Here is a 19081-nt window from a genome sequence, read left to right as displayed (position 1 = left end):
GGAAAGAACCCGTACCCGATCGTCTTGATTGGAACCGCCGCCTCCGGTTTTTACAGAACCTGATTTAATAAGGAGCCGACCCTGCCGCAAACCCGCACCAAACTGGACTCCGTCTTTACGGCGGACACCCGATGTTTTCTTGAATAGGTAGCGCGCAGGGAAGAACCGCATGATTTGAACCGACCTTCGGCCTATTTCCTTCGGAAATTATTTGCGCTTCGCTTCAGCTGGGACGTCATAGATCGTAGTAATCTATGACAGCCGCCGCCCCGAACCTTCGGGGAGAACCGGCCGCCTGAGCCCGCACGGTTGTTTGAGGGAGCCTTGCTCCACTCGCCCATGTAGAAATAAAAACGGCCCAAGTTGAGACCAGGTTGTTTAGTTCAATCGATAGTGGTAGTTGGAAAACCATTAAAATTGAAGCGGGGAGTTTTTTGTCTTTACTGAAGAGGACTTAATGGTGGTTAGCAACCATGTTGTTCCTCCATTCCTCCAGGATTTCACAAAGCTTGTTAAATGGATTAATTTCAACAACTGCAACTTTGTAGAGAAGGACAAATATTCCGTATGAAGATATGTCAAAATCTATACTGTCTAAAATCGTCTTTGTCCCTTTGTGCAATGGCTCATTTGAATAATCACAGTAATGTTTCCAATAATTTGCTCCCGCGTTGATTATTGAAATCTTGCTGATACCTGATTTGTCAAATGGTGGAAGTTCAAATGCCACCTTATAATCAATATCCGAAGAGCTGATAGTTGTGCTGATGTATTGTTGTGCCATGGTAAAACCAAGGCCTGAAATATATGACAATCTTGACCAGTAAACATTGTGTTCTGGCGCTGGTATCTTTTCCAGTTTTTCATAAATTGTCGCATGATTACGATCAAGTATCGGTATGAACTCTTTTAGTTCATCCAACTCGAAATCATCAATAGTTCCATCAGGCAATAGTATGTACATATCTTTTGCTAACAGTTGATTAGGCGGAATGTATTCTGGCTATGTCCTGATATCAGGTGTTAGGCAGAAAATTTCGTATTGTTTATTTTATACAGCACGGTAATAAAACGTTGGGTAATCTGTAAGGATAAAATTAAGTATTTTCAAGGGTTGGACTGGTGCGGTTTTGCGGCAGGCGAGCCGCCTGCGGTACGATCAGATTCCGATGTCATCGAGGCGGCGGTTCAGGCTGGTATCGCAGGCCGCCGGCCTGCCTCGTATAACAGATGATTTGCTTTAGAGGGGTATCCTGTTAAGGCCACATCAGTTACTCGCATACCTGTAGGCCCGATGCCCCATCGGGCGGTGAACGCCGGGCTATTCCGCCGGACGCCCGGCCCGGCCAAAGGCTTTGCGTCCTTTTGCCAAAGTGCTTGAAAAATGGATCTCCCGCAGAGCCGCCGAGTCCGCAGTGGAACGCCGTAAGGTGAGCGGGGCGCTTGAGGGGATAGGGGCGCGGGGAAGGGTAAAATACTTGGATCCGAGGGCTGACCCTTTCGATTGGGTGCACCGCCCGTGGAAGTGCTCCAACTTCGTCCGGCAGAGTTTCCATGAATGGGCCAATGAAACGACCAGACATTCATTGTGGGCCCGGGCCTTTTACATCCAGGCCCGTGAAAAAGGGATGGGTCATCATCAGGCCGTTCGTGCTCTGGCTTACAAATGGATCCGTATCCTGTACCGGTGCTGGAAAGAGCAGATCCCCTACGATGAACTGCATTATACCAGCATCCTCAAAAGACGGGGCTCCGGATGAATCAAAATCATATACGAACATCCTGACGCCATTAGGTTAAACGGACCGATAGAAAGTCAGTTTTTACGTTGGCGGACCACCTCAGATGACTGGTTGGATTCATTTAGTTTTTTTGAAAGTCGGTAAAATCTCTCCGAGAGTTCATCCTTAATAGGATCACCAATCGGCTTTACGTAATCTATTTTTTCAGCTTCAGGTTGTTGAAATAGAAATTCAATGTAGGAATCAATAAGTGATTCCCTTGTCGTTTCGCGGGTTAGGTGTTTTTTGAACTTTTCCTCAAACCGTCTGATTTCAGCTTCATCATCGGTATCATTTTTCTCCCAGATCCATCTTCGGGCAAATGCATTGTAACTCCATCCCATCTTTCCAATGAGGGTTCTGAGCAATTTCTGTTTTTCAGATTTTTTCATAAAATCAACCAACTGTCCCCATTTGTCCCTCAGGTTCTGGTTGAATGCTCCCAACTCATTAACAAAGGAGAACAAAAATGAGCAAAAATACACCGCCGAATGGACCGAGTACAACTGGAAACAAATCTGGAGGAGGAAGAGGGAATAACCCTCCTAAAGGTGGAGCCAGTAAAGGCAGTGGTTCTAAATCGAAATAAGACCGCATCAGGGAGGGAAATCCCCTCCCTGAATTCATTTTTTGAATAATTGCTTCTCATATTCATCCATGAATTTAAGTGGTTCTTCCTTGTATTCTTTATAGCTAATTTTTTTCTGAGTCCTCTCTAACGCCTCAAAACACGCCTCTTTTTTCGATTTAAACCAACGTCTGGAAACTGGAGTGGAATCACCAGATAGGCTTCGTTCGATGATCGAGTACTCAACTGATATTGGATAACGATCTTTTTCAAAAACTTCGTCTAAACCGATTCCACTACCAATCCCGATTAGGATTGCAGTTGTGAAGATAGAAGTTCCTTTAATAAGGGGCTTGATGTATCTCGAATTTGTCAGAGATTTTTCGCAATGCTTGCACTTCAGATTCTTCGATAAATTAATGGAAGTATCTTCTAAGCACTCCGGGCATCTGACTGTGATAATGTTCTCTTCTTCTTGCATTTATCTATTTAAATCCAACGTTAAAAGTGAGCCGCTGTGCGCATAAACCTCGACCTACTCGACCGACGTTTTCACGGTAGGCTCCAATTTCTGGTTCTGCTTATTTTTGGTTTTCCTCCAGCGAATAAGTGCATTGAGATTGATCCCTATCCCCATGAAGTTAGGCTTCAATTCGATAATATCTTCTTTTGGGGAATTCTCTGAATTAGTATTTTTAGACGCTAAGGATTCTAAATATTGTTCACCCTCATAAGTTAAGTCTCCTAACACTGGAACTGTTTCGTACCAATCATTGCCAGAACGACTTTCCTTTTTGGGTTTTATGGAATCTAACCAACTTTGCTTTTCGCAATAGATCAGTAATTTTGCGATAGACTGGAAGTCCTCCATGGATTCTTGAGTGCTATCTACAGGTATGAAAGATTTTCTGCCATTTGATATTTCCCTGAGTATTAACTCGATCGCATTCATTATTTTTCTCCATGCGAACGTTAAGGCTGACCTGCCGTGCACATAAACATTGACCGGATCACCGGGCGTTTTCACGGTAAGGTCAAGCCTCTGGTTCTGCTAGTTTTCTTTTTTGATTAGATTATTAGTATCCCAATCTAAAATGTATTCACCTTGTTCAAACTTGAAATCACTGTGGTGTTCAGCCAGATAGGTGTTTTGTGCAGATGAAATCTCTTTGATTAAATGGACGGTCAGATCATCTAATTTTTCAGGATCCCCATTGTTGGGATGGGCAAACTGATCTTGTATTTTTAATCTCGTGTCGCTAACGGTAAAGATAACTTCGTGAATTCGTTCTCCATCTTTTTCAGCTCGGCTATTGCTGTGGGCAAATAAATCATCACGTTGATTTTTTAGGGAGGAATGGAGGTCCTTAAATTCAGAAGGAATCAATGTCGTTTTAATTGTTCCAAATTCTCCATTTTTCCCAAACGGACGTCGATAGTTCACACAAGCGGCTCCCCAAAGAGCGGAACGAATTTCCTTATTACTCTCATCTTTTAGTAATGACAGAAAATATCGACAGTTCATAAAAGCACGAACTGCTGCACAGTGTTTTGCGAAATCTTTGGCTCCTTTAATGATCATATTTTCTCCATGCAGAACAGTTGATTAGGCGGAATGTATTCTGGCTATGTCCTGATATCAGGTGTTAGGCAGAAATTTCGCGCCATTTATTTTACACAGCACGGTAATAAAACGTTGGATGATCCGTAAGGATAAAATTAAGTATTTTCAAGGATTGGACGGGTGCGGTTTTGCAGCAGGTGAGCCGCCTGCGCTACGATCACGGCCCCGGGAAGTATTTTTTGATTGTTAAAATTTAGGTGTGTGGCCTTCACGTCCGGTCTGTATAGACTGGACTTTTCAGACCGATGAAAGGAGACCACACAATGGATCATGTATCACTGATCGACTTGCTGGCACAAGCCGAGGATTCCGAGGCGGGAGCAGCGGTTGAATCATATCTTCGCATGGCGGCCCGCTCGGCCTTTACTGCAGTATTATTTCACGAGGTTGAGTCGCTCTGCGGTAAAGCTTATCAACGAGCTGCTGACTCTGATTATCAACGCACAGGTTCCGCTCCCGGAGGCTATTTCTTCGGGACCGAAGAAGGGGCCGTCCGTCGTCCGCGCGTGCGCAAAAACGGCAAAGAGGTGTGCCTCAAGTCCTATGAAGCAGCCCAGAGCCGCGACCCATATGCTTAGGGCGGTTATGGCCGGAATGCCTTCGCGGGAGCAAAAACGCATGTTTAAGGGCGCATCCGGCACCAGTCATGGTGAAGTCAGCCGACTGTGGCAAAAAGAAGGAGAACGCTGTATTGAGAATCCATTCCGTAATGTCCGCGCCAAAACCTAACATACTGTGGTCCGGAATTCCAGATCCGCCTCTCCGCCTGCCCGGTTCGAACAGAAGCACCGCTGAGCCGCACGCGGGCACCGGACGTTTTTTTCGTTTGAAGACAGCCGGTGGAAGAAATCTGAAAAACAAAGTTCCGGTTTTTCTATGAAGCATTTACACTCCGAATCAATAAATCCGGCCGTATATCGGAAGAAGTGGGCGGTCTGTTTCGGGCTTTTTAATACGCTGTTATTGAATCGATATATAAATAGCGAAAAAAGCGAGAGCGGGCTTGATGAGCTTTGTGTCGAGGACTACACTTCGCGGCTTGTTTGTTAAATTAAGTGTCTAATTCCGGTGAAATGCAGCGGGAATTTGCGAGAAACCGTAAATAATCGTTTTGCAATCACTGGAAATTATTATAGGAATGCTCATCTATTCCTATATAGGCGGAAATTAATCAGGGAATACACATAATGAGTATAAAAACATCGATATTATCTTCGATAGGTCAGAAGCTGTTGCTGGCGACCTCCGGACTGATAATGTTTCTTCTGTTTCTGATCCCGCATATGGGAGGAAACATATTGTTTCTGTTTGGGCAGGATATCTTTAATTCCTACGCCCATCATCTGCACAAGCTGGTTCCGATTGTGATCGGGATCGAAGTGCTGATGCTTGTCTCAATCTCCGTGCACATGATTATGGGCATCCGGGTGGTGCTGGCCAATAAAAAGGCGGCGTCCAAGCGGGTTTCTCAGAAATCATCCAAAGAACGTTCATGGGCGGCACGCCTTATGCCGGTATCGGGGGGTATGATCTTCATTTTCATCGTGAAACATCTGCTCGATTTCACGTTTACAAAGAAGGCGGAAATCGACATGCACGGTCAAACAGGCTACGACGTTTACGGTATGGTTCTGGAAAAATTCCAGCATCCGGTTCACGTGGCGTTTTATGTTCTGTTCATGATTGCCGTCGGTCTGCACCTCAGCCATGCGCTGCAGAGTGCGCTCCAGACCTACGGTATTTATGTCCCGCGTGAAGGCAGCAAAATCAAAAAAGCCTCAACCGTTATTGCAACGCTTATGGCTGCGACGTTTGCCATCATTCCGATCATTGCTTTCACACGTTAATCCAGGGGGACACAGAGACATGAAACTTGATGCAAAGATTCCAGAAGGCCCGATGGCCGAAAAATGGACCAACCATAAATTTAACGTGAAACTGGTCAATCCGTCCAACCGCCGAAAATACAATATTATTGTTGTCGGTACCGGCCTGGCGGGCGCTTCTGCGGCGGCCACGTTGGCGGAGCAGGGGTATAACATTGACTGCTTTACCTATTCCGACAGTCCGCGTCGTGCGCATTCGATTGCCGCTCAGGGCGGGATCAACGCGGCGAAAAATTATCCCAACGACGGCGATTCTGTTCACCGTCTTTTTTACGATACGGTAAAGGGCGGCGATTTCCGGGCCCGTGAAGCCAACGTGCATCGTCTGGCGGAATGTTCCAACCTGATCATCGACCACTGTGTGGCGCAGGGGATTCCGTTTGCGCGTGAATACGGCGGCTATCTGGCCAATCGTTCCTTCGGTGGCGCGCAGGTGTCCCGTACGTTCTATGCCCGCGGGCAGACCGGACAGCAGCTGCTGATCGGTGCCTACGGTGCACTCTGTAAAGAGATCAAATCGGGCGGTGTGAAAATGCACACCCGCTGTGAAGTGATTGATATTGTGGTGATCGACGGACAGGCGCGCGGTATTATCTCCCGCAATCTGGTGACCGGCGAACTGACCCGTCATGTGGCGGATGCCGTGGTACTGGCGACCGGCGGTTACGGTAACGTCTTCTTCCTTTCGACCAATGCGATGAACTGCAATGCTTCGGCGGCGTGGCGCGCGTATAAGAAAGGGGCGGCTTTTGCCAACCCGTGTTTCACGCAGATTCACCCGACCTGTATCCCGGTTCACGGTGAATATCAGTCGAAGCTGACGCTGATGTCTGAATCGCTGCGTAATGACGGCCGTATCTGGGTGCCGAAGAAAAAAGGCGATACCCGCCCGCCGGAACAGATTCCGGAGGATGAGCGCGATTATTATCTCGAACGTAAATATCCGAGTTTCGGTAACCTCGTTCCGCGCGACCTCGCTTCGCGTAACGCGAAAGTGGTCTGCGACGAAGGCCGCGGGGTCGGTCCGACAGGCCAGGCGGTTTACCTCGATTTTGCCGAAGCCATTCAGCGTCTTGGAAAAGATGTAATTGAAGCGCGCTACGGCAACCTGTTCGAAATGTACAATCGGATTACGGATGACGATCCGTATGAAACCCCGATGATGATCTATCCTGCGGTGCACTACACCATGGGCGGTCTCTGGGTGGACTACAATCTGATGACTACGATTCCGGGGCTTTATGCGCTGGGTGAGTGCAACTTCTCCGACCACGGGGCCAATCGTCTGGGTGCTTCCGCGCTTATGCAGGGGCTGGCCGATGGATATTTTGTGATCCCGAACACGATTAACGATTATCTTGCAACCGCGAAGATTGAAAAAGCGACCACTGACCACGAGGAATTCGTGAAGGCAGAGGCGGCCGCCAAGGAAAAACTCGACCGTCTGCTTGCCATTAACGGTAAACGTACCGTCGACGATTTCCACAAGGAACTCGGCCACCTGCTGTGGAACAACTGCGGTATGGCCCGTAACGAGAAGGGGTTGAAAGAAGCCCTTGAGAAAATTCCGCAGATCCGCGAGGAATTCTGGAAGAATCTCAATGTTCCGGGTTCTGCAGACGACCTGAACCAGGCACTGGAAAAAGCCAACCGCGTGGCAGACTTCATGGAGTTTGCCGAGCTGATGGTTAAAGATGCCCTTGAACGTAAGGAATCCTGCGGCGGCCACTTCCGGGAAGAGAGCCAGACCGAGGAAGGCGAAGCGAAGCGTGATGACGAAAACTTCTGCTACGTTGCGGCATGGGAATTCCAGGGATTGGATAAAGAGCCGGTTCTGCACAAAGAACCGCTTGAGTTCGAAGAAGTCAAACTTACACAGAGGTCGTACAAATAATGTCTAAGCAAATTAATCTTACACTGAAAGTATGGCGCCAGAGCAAAGGAGAAGCTGGGCGCTTCGAAACCTATGAAGCGAAGAATATCGATACCGATGCTTCGTTTCTGGAAATGCTCGATGTGGTGAACGATGAGCTCACCGTTAAAGGCATTGAACCGATTGCGTTCGAGCACGACTGCCGCGAAGGGATCTGCGGCTGCTGCGGGGCGCTGGTGAACGGTAAAACACACGGATCGCATGATCGCACGACACTGTGCCAGCTGCATATGCGCCATTTTGAAGATGGTCAGGAACTGGTGATTGAGCCGTTCCGCGCGGATGCATTCCCGGTTCTGAAAGACCTGATTGTGGATCGCAGCGGGCTGGATGAAATCATTACTGAAGGCGGCTATGTGGCGGTTAAAACCGGTAATGCGCCGGAGGCCTCCACCACGCCGATCAAGAAGGAGCTTGCTGAAGCAGCCATGGATGCTGCGGAGTGTATCGGCTGCGGCGCCTGTGTGGCGTCCTGTCCGAACGGTTCAGCCATGCTGTTTACTTCGGCCAAGGTTTCCCAGTATGCCCTGTTGCCGCAGGGCCATCCGGAACGTGCAAAGCGCGTAAAAGCAATGGTTTCGAAAATGGATGAACTGGGCTTCGGCAACTGCTCGAATGAATACGAGTGTGCCGTGGCCTGCCCGAAAGGGATCGATGTGAAAAACATTGCACGCCTCAACCGTGAGTTCATCAAACACGGCTTTAAAAGCTAAAGGACGGGGGCGGCTGATGGTCGCCCCCATTCCATTAAGGAAAGGGTACTATGAAGATACATGAGTTTCAGGCGAAACAGCTCCTGAAAAAATACGACATTCCGATACAGGACGGCGTAACGATTGAAGATCTGTCGCAGGCGGAATCCGCACTGGATCAGGTCAGCACCGAATTCGGTGCGTCAACGTTTGCAATTAAAGCCCAGATTCATGCCGGCGGACGTGGAAAAGGCGGCGGGGTTAAATTTTCGCCCGATCGCGAAAGTGCGCTTGAAAACATCAGAAACATCCTGGGAATGACGCTGGTCACGCCCCAGACCGGAGCCGAAGGGCAGCCGGTTAAAAAAGTGATGGTTGCGCAGGGGTTCGATATGGACCGGCTGTTTTATGTGGCCATTACGCTCGACCGTGCAAGCGGTATGGATGTCTTCATGGTCTCTACCGAAGGGGGCGTGGAAATCGAAGAGGTTGCGAAAACCTCTCCTGAAAAAATTGTGAAGGAAACCGTGCGGCCGGGATTTGGTCTGCGTCCTTTCCAGGCCCGCAATCTTGTGCTGGCGCTGGGTCTTGAGGGGCCGGCGGCAAAACAGGCAGCCGGTATTTTTCAGAATCTGTACAGACTCTACCGCGATCTGGATTGCTCCATTGTCGAAATCAATCCACTGATTACAACGCCGGACGGCGATCTGGTTGCCCTTGATGCAAAAATTAATTTCGATGACAATGCGCTGTATCTGCACCCGGATGTGGAGGCGATGCGCGATCTTGATGAAGAGGATCCGGCCGAAGTTGAAGCCGGGAAATATCACCTGAACTATATTAAACTCGACGGAAACGTCGGATGCATGGTGAACGGCGCCGGTCTGGCCATGGCCACGATGGACATCATTAAACAGCGGGGCGGTTCGCCGGCCAATTTTCTGGATGTCGGCGGCGGTGCAAATGTGGAAACTGTTAAAAACGGATTCCGTATTATTCTTTCCGACCCGAATGTAAAAGCGGTTCTGATTAATATTTTCGGCGGAATTGTCCGCTGTGACCGTATTGCCAACGGGATTATCGAAGCCGTAAAAGATCTCAATCTGAATGTTCCGGTGGTGGTTCGTCTGGCGGGCACCAATGCGGATGTGGCGAAAGAGCTGTTGGCCGGTTCCGGGGTTGATCTGATTTCTGCGGATAATTTTGAAGATGCGGCGGTGAAAGTGGTCGAGGCTGCCGGGCTCTGAGCGGTGTGTTTTTTGCGGTTTTAAATAGGACTGAATTATGGCGATTTTAGTAGATAAAGATTCAAAGATCATCGTGCAGGGCATCACCGGGTCGGAAGGTTCGTTTCATGCGGGGCAATGTCTTGAATACGGAAATAACGTGGTCGGCGGTGTAACGCCGGGAAAAGGCGGCCGGACCGCACTCGACGGTAGGGTTCCGGTTTTCAATACCTGTGCGGAGGCGCGGAAAGCAACCGGTGCAGATGTTTCCCTGATTTTTGTTCCGCCGCCGTTCGCGGCGGATGCGATTATGGAAGCTGCCGCATCCGGTATTGAGCTGATTGTCTGTATTACCGAAGGTATTCCGGTGGCTCAGATGGTTGAGGTGAAGGCGTTTGTGGAAAAAACCGGGTCCCGTTTCATTGGTCCGAACTGCCCGGGGATTCTGACTCCCGAAGGGGCCAAGGTCGGCATCATGCCCGGTTTTATTGCCCGGAAGGGAACGGTGGGCGTGATTTCAAAGTCCGGCACGCTGACATATGAGGCGGTGGATCAGCTGGTTCAGCAGGGGCTGGGGCAGTCCACCTGCATCGGGATCGGCGGCGATCCGATCATTGGAACAACCATGAAGGATCTGCTCGAAATGTTTGAGAACGATCCGGAAACCGAGGCCATTGTGATGATTGGGGAAATCGGCGGATCGATGGAAATTGAAGCGGCGCAGTATGCGAAAGAGCATGTTTCCAAGCCGGTCGTTGGGTTTATTGCCGGCCAGACGGCACCGCCCGGCCGCCGGATGGGGCACGCCGGCGCTATTGTTTCCGGTGCGGATGAATCGGCGGCGGCTAAGAAGAAGTTGATGGCCGAATGCGGAATCCGTGTGGTAGAATCGCCCGCCGACATCGGCCGTATGGTGAAAGAGGCCCTGATAAATTAAGCGAGCAGGAGAAAAAGAGATATGAGCGATAAAAAAGCAACCCTTGAGTATGACGGTAAAAAAATCGAACTCGATACGATTATCGGAACGGAAAATGAAGTCGGTATCGATATTACATCTCTGCGGGCCAAAACCGGCATGATTACCCTGGACCCAGGGTTCGGCAACACCGGGTCGTGTACTTCTGAAATCACGTTTATTAACGGTGAAAAAGGCATTCTGAAATATCGGGGTTATGCGATTGAGGAGCTTGCGGAAAAGTCGACCTTTATGGAGACGGCTTTTTTAGTGCTTTACGGGCATCTTCCGACCCGGGAGGAGCTGGATAAGTTCGAAGCCGGTATCGGTTCGGAGGCTACGCTGCACTATGGTATGAAAGGTCATTTTGACGGCTTTCCGGATAATGCGCCGCCGATGGCGGTGCTTTCCGCTATGCTGAATGTGCTTTCCTGCTACAATACCGATTTACTGACCACTGCAACAGAAGGCCCGGCTTTTGAACTTCCGGCGACCAAAATTATCTCCAAAGTCCGTGCAATTGCGGCGTGGGCCTACCGGACCTCGATCGGAAAACCGTTTATGCCGCCGCGGCCGGACCTGAGCTACAGTGCGAACTTTCTGCATATGATGTTTTCCGAAACGTTTAATATGTATGAAGTGCATCCGGATGTGGAACGTGCGCTGGATCTCTTCCTGATTCTGCATGCGGACCATGAGCAGAACTGTTCCACGTCCACAGTGCGTATGGTCGGTTCGTCCCATGCCAGTCTTTTCAGTGCGGTATCTGCCGGGGTCGGTGCTCTCTGGGGGCCGCTGCACGGAGGAGCCAACTGCGAAGTCATCAAAATGCTTACCCGGATTCACGACGAGGGCATCAGTCCGCATGATTTTGTGGAAAAGGCGAAAGATAAAAACTCGCCGGAAAAACTGATGGGTTTCGGTCATCGGGTATACAAGAGTTTCGATCCCCGGGCAAAGATTCTGAAGGGACAGGTGGATAATGTGCTGAAAGCGCTGAATATTCAGGATCCGTTGCTGGATATTGCCTATGAGCTCGAAGAAATGGCCCGTTCTGAAGATTATTTCATTGAGCGGAATCTTTATCCGAACGTGGACTTTTACAGTGGTATTCTGCTGCGGGCGATTGGAATTCCGGTGAATATGTTTACGGTACTGTTTGCTATCGGCCGTATGCCGGGCTGGGTTTCGCACTGGCGTGAAATGCATGTGCAGAGTCTGCGTATCAGCCGGCCGCGTCAGGTCTATACCGGAGAGACCCAGCAGAAGTATGTTCCGGTTGAAGAACGGTAAATTCCGGATTCCCATCCTTGGGAAAGGGCGGTCAATGGCCGCCTTTTTTGTATGGGGAAGTGCCGGTCAGGGCTATGAAAGCAAAAGAAGTTATTGTGAACGACCGGATGCAGCGCGATTACCGTTATCTGCTGAGCGAACCGGTCGGGGAAAATTTCCGGGCGGATTTTGATCCTGAGCTTTCACCGAAGGAACTGCTGGCGATGGGGATTTTCGGCGGGAAATATATGACTGATTGCCGGGCGGAATTTCCGGATGACTGGTTCAGAAACGCAAAGCTCTGTCCGGAGCGGCACGATCCGAAACTGAATTTTTTCGGGGTGAATGCCTCTAAGCCGCTGTCTTACTGGCTTGAAAAGGACTGGATTCATCCCGATGATCCGCGGGGCTGGTTTCAGTGGTACTGCCGCTACTATATGGGTCGTCGGCACGCTGACGATGACCGGCAGATCAAACGCTGGAGAAATATGACCCGCCATATCGGCCAACTGGTGAAAAACTGTCCGCGCGGTGATTTCTCCTGTCGTCCGCGTCAACGGCAGGCTTTACTGCACTGGGCGTATGACAGCCGTAGGTTTTAATACACTATAATGTTTCGGGAAGCTGTCGCTCAAAAATGGCTTTCGAGGTTCTGTTGCCGATGAGGTAAAGCGCAAGCAGACAGAGCAGCAGTCCGCCGAGATGTTCCGGGCCGCGCTGGATGGATACGACATTCACCATGCCGAACATAAAGTAGTAGACGACAGCTGCTCTGTAGGCTGCGAGTGAGAAGCGTAACAGGCCATAGGCCAGGCCGGCATTTATAATCACCAGGACCGCAATTACCGCCGGAGAAGGGAAGTGCGGTATCTGAAAGAGAATAACTCCTGCGGCAAACACATGCGCGATAGCAGCGGCCCGAATGCCGAGGGCATGAAAGAGCACGCGTTTTTCCGCTTTTGTGAGATCCGCCGGGTTTTTCCCGGCTTCAATTCCGCAACAGGGGCACCGGTTATCGATCAGATCGGTCTTGGTTTTGCAGTGTTTACAACGTGTCATTCGCGCTCCTTAAGGTGGTTAAAATAATGGAGGAGTTTCTGTTGAACACGGATAATCATGTTTTTTTTCGGTGTAAGTTTCGGTTTATAAAAAGTTATCCGGTTACCGGTTCCTTTCTGTGAACATATTGTCCCACCTGTGCCTTCCAACCGGGCGCTGATGACGCAGGTTTCAAGGTGTGTAATTTTCTGATCGTTGCAAATGAAGGGGTTATGACGGTGGCACGGGCGTTGCAATAAGGGGAGGCGATTACTGAACGAACTTAACATCAATAACAACAGGAGGTATGTCATGTTCCATCCAGTAAAAAGAAACAGCAGCATTGTATACGCTGATCCCTTCGCGCATATCTTCGAATCCTTTTTCGGAGATTCCGCGCGCAGCCTGCCGGCCGTTGAAAACAGCCTGTCTCCGCAGTTCGAAATTGTGGAAATGGATGATGCTTTTTCCGTGGTGACCGAACTTCCGGGCATCGGAAAAGAGCAGATTGAAATTGTGGTGGACAACGATGTCCTGACGGTGAAGGGCGAAAAGAAAGCTGAAGAAAAGACCGAAGAGAAAAACTATCTCTACTGCACCCGTCAGTACGGTTCGTTTGAGCGGAAGTTCCAGCTGCCGGATTCCGTGGATCAGGAAGCGATCAAGGCTCATTATGAAAACGGTGTGCTGACGCTGAATCTCCCGAAAAAACCGGAAGCAGTGAAACCCGCACCGCGGAAGATTGAAGTGAAATAACATTAACCATTAACCCTGCAAAAAGAGAACGGCGTTCCCATGACGGGAGCGCCGTTTTTATGAAGGTTGTGCCGGTTTGAAAAAGTGAACGGACCGCCAAAGGGGAAATTCGGCGATCCGTTCTTATGGGGTGGGTTGTTTCGGGGAAAAACGGTTTAAAGTGCGGCCAGCGCGGCGTCGTAGTTCGGTTCCTGAGTAATTTCGGGCACCTGTTCGGTGTAGACGACTTTTCCGGCTTCGTCGATGACCACGACAGCCCGCGACAGGAGCCCTTTAAGGGGGCCGTCCAGAATGGTTACGCCATAGCCGTTCCCGAATTCGGGGTTGCGGAAGACTGATACCGGTATGACATCCTCAAGACCTTCTGCTCCGCAGAAGCGGCCGAGCGCGAAGGGGAGGTCAACCGAAACACAGAGTACAACGGTATTATCGAGTTTGCCGGCTTCAGCATTGAATTTGGTGGTCGACATGGCGCATACGCCGGTGTCGATGCTGGGGAATATGTTGAGTACAACCTTTTTTCCCGAAAGATCGCTGAGTGCGCATTCGGAAAGGTCGGTTTTCACGGCAGAGAAGGCCGGAGCCTCTGAGCCTGCGGCAGGGAGTTCGCCTACGGTGTTAACGGGATTGCCTTTTAAAGTAATTGAAGCCATTGCTTATCCTTTTGTTGAAAGTGGAAGATAACCTAATGGGTACCGGGAATATATCAAGTACAAAAAAAGTACTTCATTAAGGAATTTCCGGGTTTCGAGGACGTGAACGGTTTATTCGGCAAAAAAATCCACCACAAGGGCGGCCAGACTGAGAATGCAGATGAAGGCGTAGTTGAAAAGTTCTTTAGAGCGGACGATGGAACGGAGGATATAGATGGTGCCTTCGCGGGTGGTTTCGTCGAGTCCGTCGGCTGCACGTATTTTATCGATAAGGTGGTGGCGTACCACGATCCCTCGACGTCGGCGGCCGATGATGTAGCGGTAGAGGAAAAAGATAAAATAACTGGCCATGGCGAAGCGCCAGACGAAAACGGCGGCGGGCGGATACCAGCGGTTGAGGATCATGAGCATGCGCACGGCGATACCGGCGCTGAGTCCGATCCAGAGGAACAGATTGATAAGCCATTTCGGCAGGACGGCAAATTCGTTTTTCATGAGGTTTCCAAAGCTTGAAAAGAGCGTAGCGAACACCGGGTAATTTGCAACCTCCGGATTATATCATCTGCGTGTTCTGGTTGACCGGACCTGTAATTGAACATACGTTGTCGACTGAAAAGAGGGTGAGCGTAAAAATCAGGAGAAAGATATGAAAACGACCACTGTTACGGCTGTGCTGGGGATAACTGTGCTGATGAGCGGCTGCGCCAGCACGTCAAAAGTACAGGAAATGATTGATGCCAACCAGAAGCACTATGTCAACCGGCTTGATTCGCATGAGGCCTCCATTGATGTGCTGAAACAGACTGCCATGGCCAGCCTTGAAAAAGCGAAGGCGAATGCCGAGCTGCTGGAAAAGATTCAGGCGGAGCTGGTGAAGATGAACCGGCAGATGAAAGTGAACAAAGGGTTTGCGGAGGCCTCGAAAGTGATGAGTGCGGCCAATACTGTGAAAGTGGCGGAGCTGGATGAACGTCTGACGCAGAATACGCTGGGTGATGAGGAGACGAAAGAACGGCTGATGGAAATCGACCGGCTCTATGAAGGCGTCATGATTGCTCACTATGAAAAAATCGTTGAGAGCGCATCGGAGGCCATTGAGCTGTTGAAAAGTGAAGGGTGGACAGGCAGCACCAATGCCCCGGTGGCCATTGATGAGCCGATTGAAATTGTTGCGCCGACGGTTATTCCCACGAACAGTGCGGTGACCGGGGAATAGCGTGTTATTATAAGCCCATCACGCAGAAGTATCCGGCGTAAAAGAGCGTCCAGCCCGTGCAGAAGGCCCATTGCCTGGCACGGGCTGATTTTTTACTCATGAAAATTTTTAGGGCATAGTGGATGGCGGCCGTTACCAGCATAAACCGGATCAGGCGCGCGGGAATGGTGATGAGTATAAATTGACTGAGCGGGATGGCCTGGTGGCCGGCTTGAACGGCGTAGATTTTATAGGGAGCCCCTTTCAGCGGGGCCAGCATGACTGCGGCGGACCGGTTGTTCCGGATTTCTGTGCCGGCGCTTTCGATCTGGGCTCGGGAGATGGCGGGTATGTTCTCCAGTACGCGGAAAGCGGATTCCGGGTGCCGGTTTCCCCATTGATACATGATGAGGCCGCCGATGAGTGCCCCGATCAGAGCAAAGAGGCATGAATGGAGCCCCGTTTTTATTTTTTCGCGGCCGGCGTAACTGAGCCAGACATCAGGGACGATGAAGAACAGGGTGGCTTCGGCGAGTCCCCATATAAAAGCGGCAATTCTTATTCCCATGGTGGAAATTTTCCTTCTGAAGCCAGATGATTCATGGCGGTATCCAGATTCCGGAGAAATTCATGGCGGTTGCCCGGCCATTGAATGGGGCTGCCGATGAAGATGTCGCAGATAAACGGGACCAGCAGGGCTTCGCCTTTGGGTAGCGATTTTCCCAGACCGTGCATAAAGACCGGGTGAACGGGGATTTCGGGATAGCGTTCTGCCAGATGGGCAATCCCGTTTTTGAATGTGGAGAGAACTTCGGGTTCTCCGCGGGAGCCCTCGGGGAAAAGGATGAGAATTTCGTTTTTTTCCAGTGCGTGGAAGCATTTTTCGAGTGGATGCCGTCCGGCAGCTATCTTTACTTTACGCTGAAGGGGGATGATGCCGATAATTTCGGTGGCGAACCAGGCGAGGAATCTGTTTCTGAGGAAGTAGTCCATGGCGGCCACCGGGTGTGTGCTGCTGAGCTGATGGCGGGGGAGTAATGACATCAGTACCATGGTGTCGAGATGGCTGTTGTGGTTGGCCACAATGATCGCCGGTCCGGATGTCGGAAGATTTTCGCGGCGCCGGACATTCAACCCCAGAAAGAGGTGTATAACCGGGCGGACCAGCAGATGAAAATAGAGCGTGCGCAGCGGTTGGTTCATCGGCAGTAGAAGAAAAAGATGAAATGAAAGAAAAGCGGAGCGGTGTACGTTAAGCTGTCGATACGGTCGAGGATACCGCCGTGGCCGGGCAGCATGCTTCCGGTGTCCTTAATCCCGAGATCCCGTTTGAGGGCCGAGACGGTGACGTCGCCGATAAATCCGCCGATTCCGATAATCAGTCCGGCAGCCATTGAAAATTTCCAGTCCATCGGAGTGAGTACGGGACCCAGCAGCGTGCCGAGAAAGGTGGTGGAGCCGATGCCTCCGATAAAGCCTTCCCAGGTTTTATTGGGGCTTACTTTGGGCATAATTTTTCTTTTCCCGCAGGTTTTTCCCCACATGAACTGGGCCACATCATTGAATTGGGTCAGAGCGACAAGGAAAAGCACCAGGCCGGCTCCGATTATGGCGGTGTTGAAGCGGTTGAGTACGAGCAGAAATGCAATGTGGCTGATGCTGAAGACGGTGGTCATGAGGCCCCAGTGGATGGTGCTGAGCGCGCGGTGGAAGTCTTTGGTTTCTCCGATGGTGAGCATACGGAGCGGGATGAAAAGGAAGGCATAGACCGGAATAAAGACCAGAAACATGCCGTAGCGTCCGTTTGCAGCGAAAAAATACTGGATCGGAATGCAGAGGTAGGCCCAGAAGAGTACACGGCGGTCGGCGCGCCGGGTGGGGATGATTGAAAAATATTCTTTCAGCGCCAGAAAGCTGACGAATCCGAAAAAGATCAGTGAGGCTCTCCGGGAAAGCAGAATGGCTACGGAAAAAACGGTGATCATAATCCACCAGGAGCGAATACGGAGATACAGCTCATGATAGGACGCCGGAGTCAGTTTCGGCCGGATAATGCGGATGCTGATGCTGGCTGTGATGAGTATGAGATACAGTCCGCCGAGGAACCAGAGAACGACGGGTGAAACCGGGGCGATCACGAGCCGACCTCCGCAAGCGCGCGGCGGCAGCGATTCACAATGGTGACGATGAGCAGGATCATCATGAGCCATTGAATCAGGCCCAGCCAGCCGGCGGGGAGGATGCCGAAGCCGTAAAGGAAACCGATGGCGCCAAAGACGAAGGCGCGGTCGCTTTTTCCCATAGGACCGTCGTATCGGCGGGAGGCGCCGATTTGAAGTCCGATAACGCCGGTCATTTCTGAAATGACAGCAAGGATGACGATAAGAGCGATGAGGCCGAAGTTAAAGCCGTCAAAGAGAGCGAGCGGCAGATAAAGTGCCGCGTCGGAAAAGACATCGCCCAGTTCGTTCAGAATGGCACCGAGCGGTGTTTTCATATGGTGTTCCCGCGCAAGCATGCCGTCAATGGCGTTCAGCGCCATACGGACAAACAGAACCAGAGGCAGAAACAGCAGAATCGGGGTGGTTCCTGCAAAACGGATCAGCAGCCCTCCGGTTGCAAAAGAAAGGACCAGTGCTGCTATGGTAACCTGATTGGCGGTCACGTTGTTTTCTGCAAGATGAACGACGATGGATCGTAACAGGTCCTGAAACTTCGGTTTCAAATCATAAACAGATGCCATAATAAACCCTATCTAATTAAGACTTGAAGCATAATGAGGATTCAGCGCGAAGGCGAAGCCAAAAAAGACCAACCTTCGGAAAGCGGGCTTTCCGGCTTGATGGAAGAATGGCGCACTCGTAAGTTAACGCGAACCCAAGGAAACCACATGGATAGGCAGCGCACGGCACACATTGAACGAAACACAAAAGAGACGCAGATTGATCTGACGTTGAACATCGACGGAAAGGCGCATTATGAAATTTCCACCGGCGTTCCTTTTTTTGATCATATGCTCGATCTGCTCGCTAAACATGCGTTGCTGGATCTGAAGATCAGAGCCGCAGGCGATATCGATGTGGATTACCATCATCTGGTTGAGGATGTCGGCATTGTGCTGGGCGAGGCGTTTAATCAGGCTCTCGGCGACCGCAAGGGCATCAACCGGTACGGGTTCTGGGTGCTGCCGATGGATGAGGCGCAGGCGCAGGCGGAGGTCTGCCTGGATCTGGGAGGGCGGCCGTTTTTTGTGTATAAAATGGATCATCCGCAGCATTACATCCGCGATTTTGATGTGATTATCATCAAGCATTTCTGGCGCTCATTCTGCGACTCGGCCAAAATGAATCTGCACATCGAACTGAAATTCGGCGAAGATCTGCATCATTGTATCGAGGCCATTTTTAAATCGGTGGCGCGGGCACTGCGTATGGCCTGCGATTCCGATCCGCGTGCGCTGGATCTGCTACCGTCGAGCAAAGGGCGTATTGGCGCCTAGACT

Annotated in this window: 24 protein-coding genes; 12 read left to right on the top strand and 12 right to left on the bottom strand. The window is 50.5% G+C overall.

Annotated elements, in window-relative coordinates:
- Window positions 1–454: 454 nt before the first annotated feature.
- A complete protein-coding gene (locus EGM51_14015; protein QBG48457.1) occupies window positions 455–964 on the bottom strand; it encodes a hypothetical protein in 510 nt (169 codons plus the stop codon).
- Between the two features lie 514 nt (window positions 965–1478).
- On the opposite strand from EGM51_14015, the gene EGM51_14010 reads away from it, so the two are divergent.
- Complete coding sequence (locus EGM51_14010; protein QBG48456.1) at window positions 1479–1760, top strand: hypothetical protein; 282 nt, start codon at window positions 1479–1481, stop codon at window positions 1758–1760.
- A 56-nt stretch (window positions 1761–1816) separates the two neighbouring features.
- Here EGM51_14010 and EGM51_14005 read toward each other — a convergent pair whose 3' ends face one another.
- The 4 genes from EGM51_14005 to EGM51_13990 form a co-directional block, all read right to left on the bottom strand.
- Window positions 1817–2173, bottom strand: coding sequence for a hypothetical protein (locus EGM51_14005; protein ID QBG48455.1), 357 nt, complete (start codon window positions 2171–2173; stop codon window positions 1817–1819).
- Window positions 2174–2404: 231 nt separating this feature from the next.
- Complete coding sequence (locus EGM51_14000) at window positions 2405–2830, bottom strand: hypothetical protein (GenBank protein QBG48454.1); 426 nt, start codon at window positions 2828–2830, stop codon at window positions 2405–2407.
- Window positions 2831–2884: 54 nt separating this feature from the next.
- Window positions 2885–3301 carry a hypothetical protein gene (locus EGM51_13995; protein ID QBG48453.1) on the bottom strand — a complete coding sequence of 139 codons (417 nt, stop codon included), beginning with the start codon at window positions 3299–3301 and terminating at the stop codon, window positions 2885–2887.
- Window positions 3302–3400: 99 nt separating this feature from the next.
- A complete protein-coding gene (locus tag EGM51_13990) occupies window positions 3401–3931 on the bottom strand; it encodes a hypothetical protein (protein ID QBG48452.1) in 531 nt (176 codons plus the stop codon).
- Window positions 3932–4236: 305 nt separating this feature from the next.
- Between EGM51_13990 and EGM51_13985 the strand changes: the two genes are divergently transcribed.
- The 8 genes from EGM51_13985 (at window position 4237) to EGM51_13950 (ending at window position 12539) form a co-directional block, all read left to right on the top strand.
- Window positions 4237–4551 carry a hypothetical protein gene (locus tag EGM51_13985; protein ID QBG48451.1) on the top strand — a complete coding sequence of 105 codons (315 nt, stop codon included), beginning with the start codon at window positions 4237–4239 and terminating at the stop codon, window positions 4549–4551.
- Window positions 4552–5160: 609 nt separating this feature from the next.
- On the top strand, window positions 5161–5820 hold the full coding sequence (locus EGM51_13980) for a succinate dehydrogenase cytochrome b subunit (GenBank protein QBG48450.1): 660 nt from the start codon (window positions 5161–5163) through the stop codon (window positions 5818–5820).
- 19 nt (window positions 5821–5839) lie between these two features.
- Window positions 5840–7753 carry a fumarate reductase/succinate dehydrogenase flavoprotein subunit gene (locus EGM51_13975; GenBank protein QBG48449.1) on the top strand — a complete coding sequence of 638 codons (1914 nt, stop codon included), beginning with the start codon at window positions 5840–5842 and terminating at the stop codon, window positions 7751–7753.
- Window positions 7753–8505: a succinate dehydrogenase/fumarate reductase iron-sulfur subunit gene (locus EGM51_13970; GenBank protein ID QBG48448.1), complete on the top strand. Its 753-nt coding sequence runs from the start codon at window positions 7753–7755 to the stop codon at window positions 8503–8505. Before EGM51_13975 ends, EGM51_13970 begins: the two co-directional genes overlap by 1 nt.
- A gap of 50 nt (window positions 8506–8555) precedes the next feature.
- Window positions 8556–9731 carry an ADP-forming succinate--CoA ligase subunit beta gene (locus tag EGM51_13965; GenBank protein QBG48447.1) on the top strand — a complete coding sequence of 392 codons (1176 nt, stop codon included), beginning with the start codon at window positions 8556–8558 and terminating at the stop codon, window positions 9729–9731.
- A gap of 37 nt (window positions 9732–9768) precedes the next feature.
- Window positions 9769–10647, top strand: a complete 879-nt coding sequence (gene sucD / locus EGM51_13960; GenBank protein QBG48446.1) for a succinate--CoA ligase subunit alpha — start codon at window positions 9769–9771, stop codon at window positions 10645–10647.
- Window positions 10648–10668: 21 nt separating this feature from the next.
- The gene (locus EGM51_13955) at window positions 10669–11958 is read left to right on the top strand and encodes a citrate synthase (protein ID QBG48445.1); all 1290 of its coding nucleotides are present in this window, start codon (window positions 10669–10671) and stop codon (window positions 11956–11958) included.
- Window positions 11959–12032: 74 nt separating this feature from the next.
- Window positions 12033–12539: a hypothetical protein gene (locus tag EGM51_13950; GenBank protein ID QBG48444.1), complete on the top strand. Its 507-nt coding sequence runs from the start codon at window positions 12033–12035 to the stop codon at window positions 12537–12539.
- Between the two features lie 4 nt (window positions 12540–12543).
- On the opposite strand, the gene EGM51_13945 is transcribed toward EGM51_13950, so the two are convergent.
- Complete coding sequence (locus tag EGM51_13945) at window positions 12544–12996, bottom strand: hypothetical protein (protein QBG48443.1); 453 nt, start codon at window positions 12994–12996, stop codon at window positions 12544–12546.
- A gap of 291 nt (window positions 12997–13287) precedes the next feature.
- On the opposite strand from EGM51_13945, the gene EGM51_13940 reads away from it, so the two are divergent.
- Window positions 13288–13731, top strand: a complete 444-nt coding sequence (locus EGM51_13940; GenBank protein ID QBG48442.1) for an Hsp20/alpha crystallin family protein — start codon at window positions 13288–13290, stop codon at window positions 13729–13731.
- 155 nt (window positions 13732–13886) lie between these two features.
- Here EGM51_13940 and EGM51_13935 read toward each other — a convergent pair whose 3' ends face one another.
- Window positions 13887–14384: a thiol peroxidase gene (locus tag EGM51_13935; GenBank protein QBG48441.1), complete on the bottom strand. Its 498-nt coding sequence runs from the start codon at window positions 14382–14384 to the stop codon at window positions 13887–13889.
- A 111-nt stretch (window positions 14385–14495) separates the two neighbouring features.
- Complete coding sequence (locus EGM51_13930) at window positions 14496–14879, bottom strand: hypothetical protein (protein ID QBG48440.1); 384 nt, start codon at window positions 14877–14879, stop codon at window positions 14496–14498.
- A 151-nt stretch (window positions 14880–15030) separates the two neighbouring features.
- On the opposite strand from EGM51_13930, the gene EGM51_13925 reads away from it, so the two are divergent.
- Entirely contained in the window at window positions 15031–15600 is a 570-nt protein-coding gene (locus EGM51_13925; protein QBG48439.1) for a hypothetical protein, read from the top strand.
- Between the two features lie 7 nt (window positions 15601–15607).
- On the opposite strand, the gene EGM51_13920 is transcribed toward EGM51_13925, so the two are convergent.
- The 4 genes from EGM51_13920 to EGM51_13905 are packed head-to-tail and all read right to left on the bottom strand — an operon-like array spanning window position 15608 to window position 18322.
- The gene (locus tag EGM51_13920) at window positions 15608–16147 is read right to left on the bottom strand and encodes a hypothetical protein (GenBank protein QBG48438.1); all 540 of its coding nucleotides are present in this window, start codon (window positions 16145–16147) and stop codon (window positions 15608–15610) included.
- Complete coding sequence (locus tag EGM51_13915) at window positions 16138–16782, bottom strand: 1-acyl-sn-glycerol-3-phosphate acyltransferase (protein ID QBG48437.1); 645 nt, start codon at window positions 16780–16782, stop codon at window positions 16138–16140. The genes EGM51_13920 and EGM51_13915 overlap by 10 nt, the downstream gene beginning before the upstream one ends.
- A complete protein-coding gene (locus EGM51_13910; protein QBG48436.1) occupies window positions 16779–17789 on the bottom strand; it encodes a phosphatidate cytidylyltransferase in 1011 nt (336 codons plus the stop codon). Before EGM51_13910 ends, EGM51_13915 begins: the two co-directional genes overlap by 4 nt.
- A complete protein-coding gene (locus EGM51_13905; GenBank protein QBG48435.1) occupies window positions 17714–18322 on the bottom strand; it encodes a CDP-alcohol phosphatidyltransferase family protein in 609 nt (202 codons plus the stop codon). The genes EGM51_13910 and EGM51_13905 overlap by 76 nt, the downstream gene beginning before the upstream one ends.
- A gap of 147 nt (window positions 18323–18469) precedes the next feature.
- Between EGM51_13905 and hisB the strand changes: the two genes are divergently transcribed.
- Window positions 18470–19078, top strand: a complete 609-nt coding sequence (gene hisB, locus EGM51_13900) for an imidazoleglycerol-phosphate dehydratase HisB (protein ID QBG48434.1) — start codon at window positions 18470–18472, stop codon at window positions 19076–19078.
- The last annotated feature ends 3 nt before the right edge of the window (window positions 19079–19081 follow it).

It is taken from the genome of Verrucomicrobia bacterium S94 (assembly GCA_004299845.1).
Classification (GTDB): Bacteria; Verrucomicrobiota; Kiritimatiellia; order Kiritimatiellales; family Pontiellaceae; genus Pontiella.
Note: the sequence above shows the minus strand (reverse complement) of the source record. Positions and strands in the feature narration are given on the sequence as shown.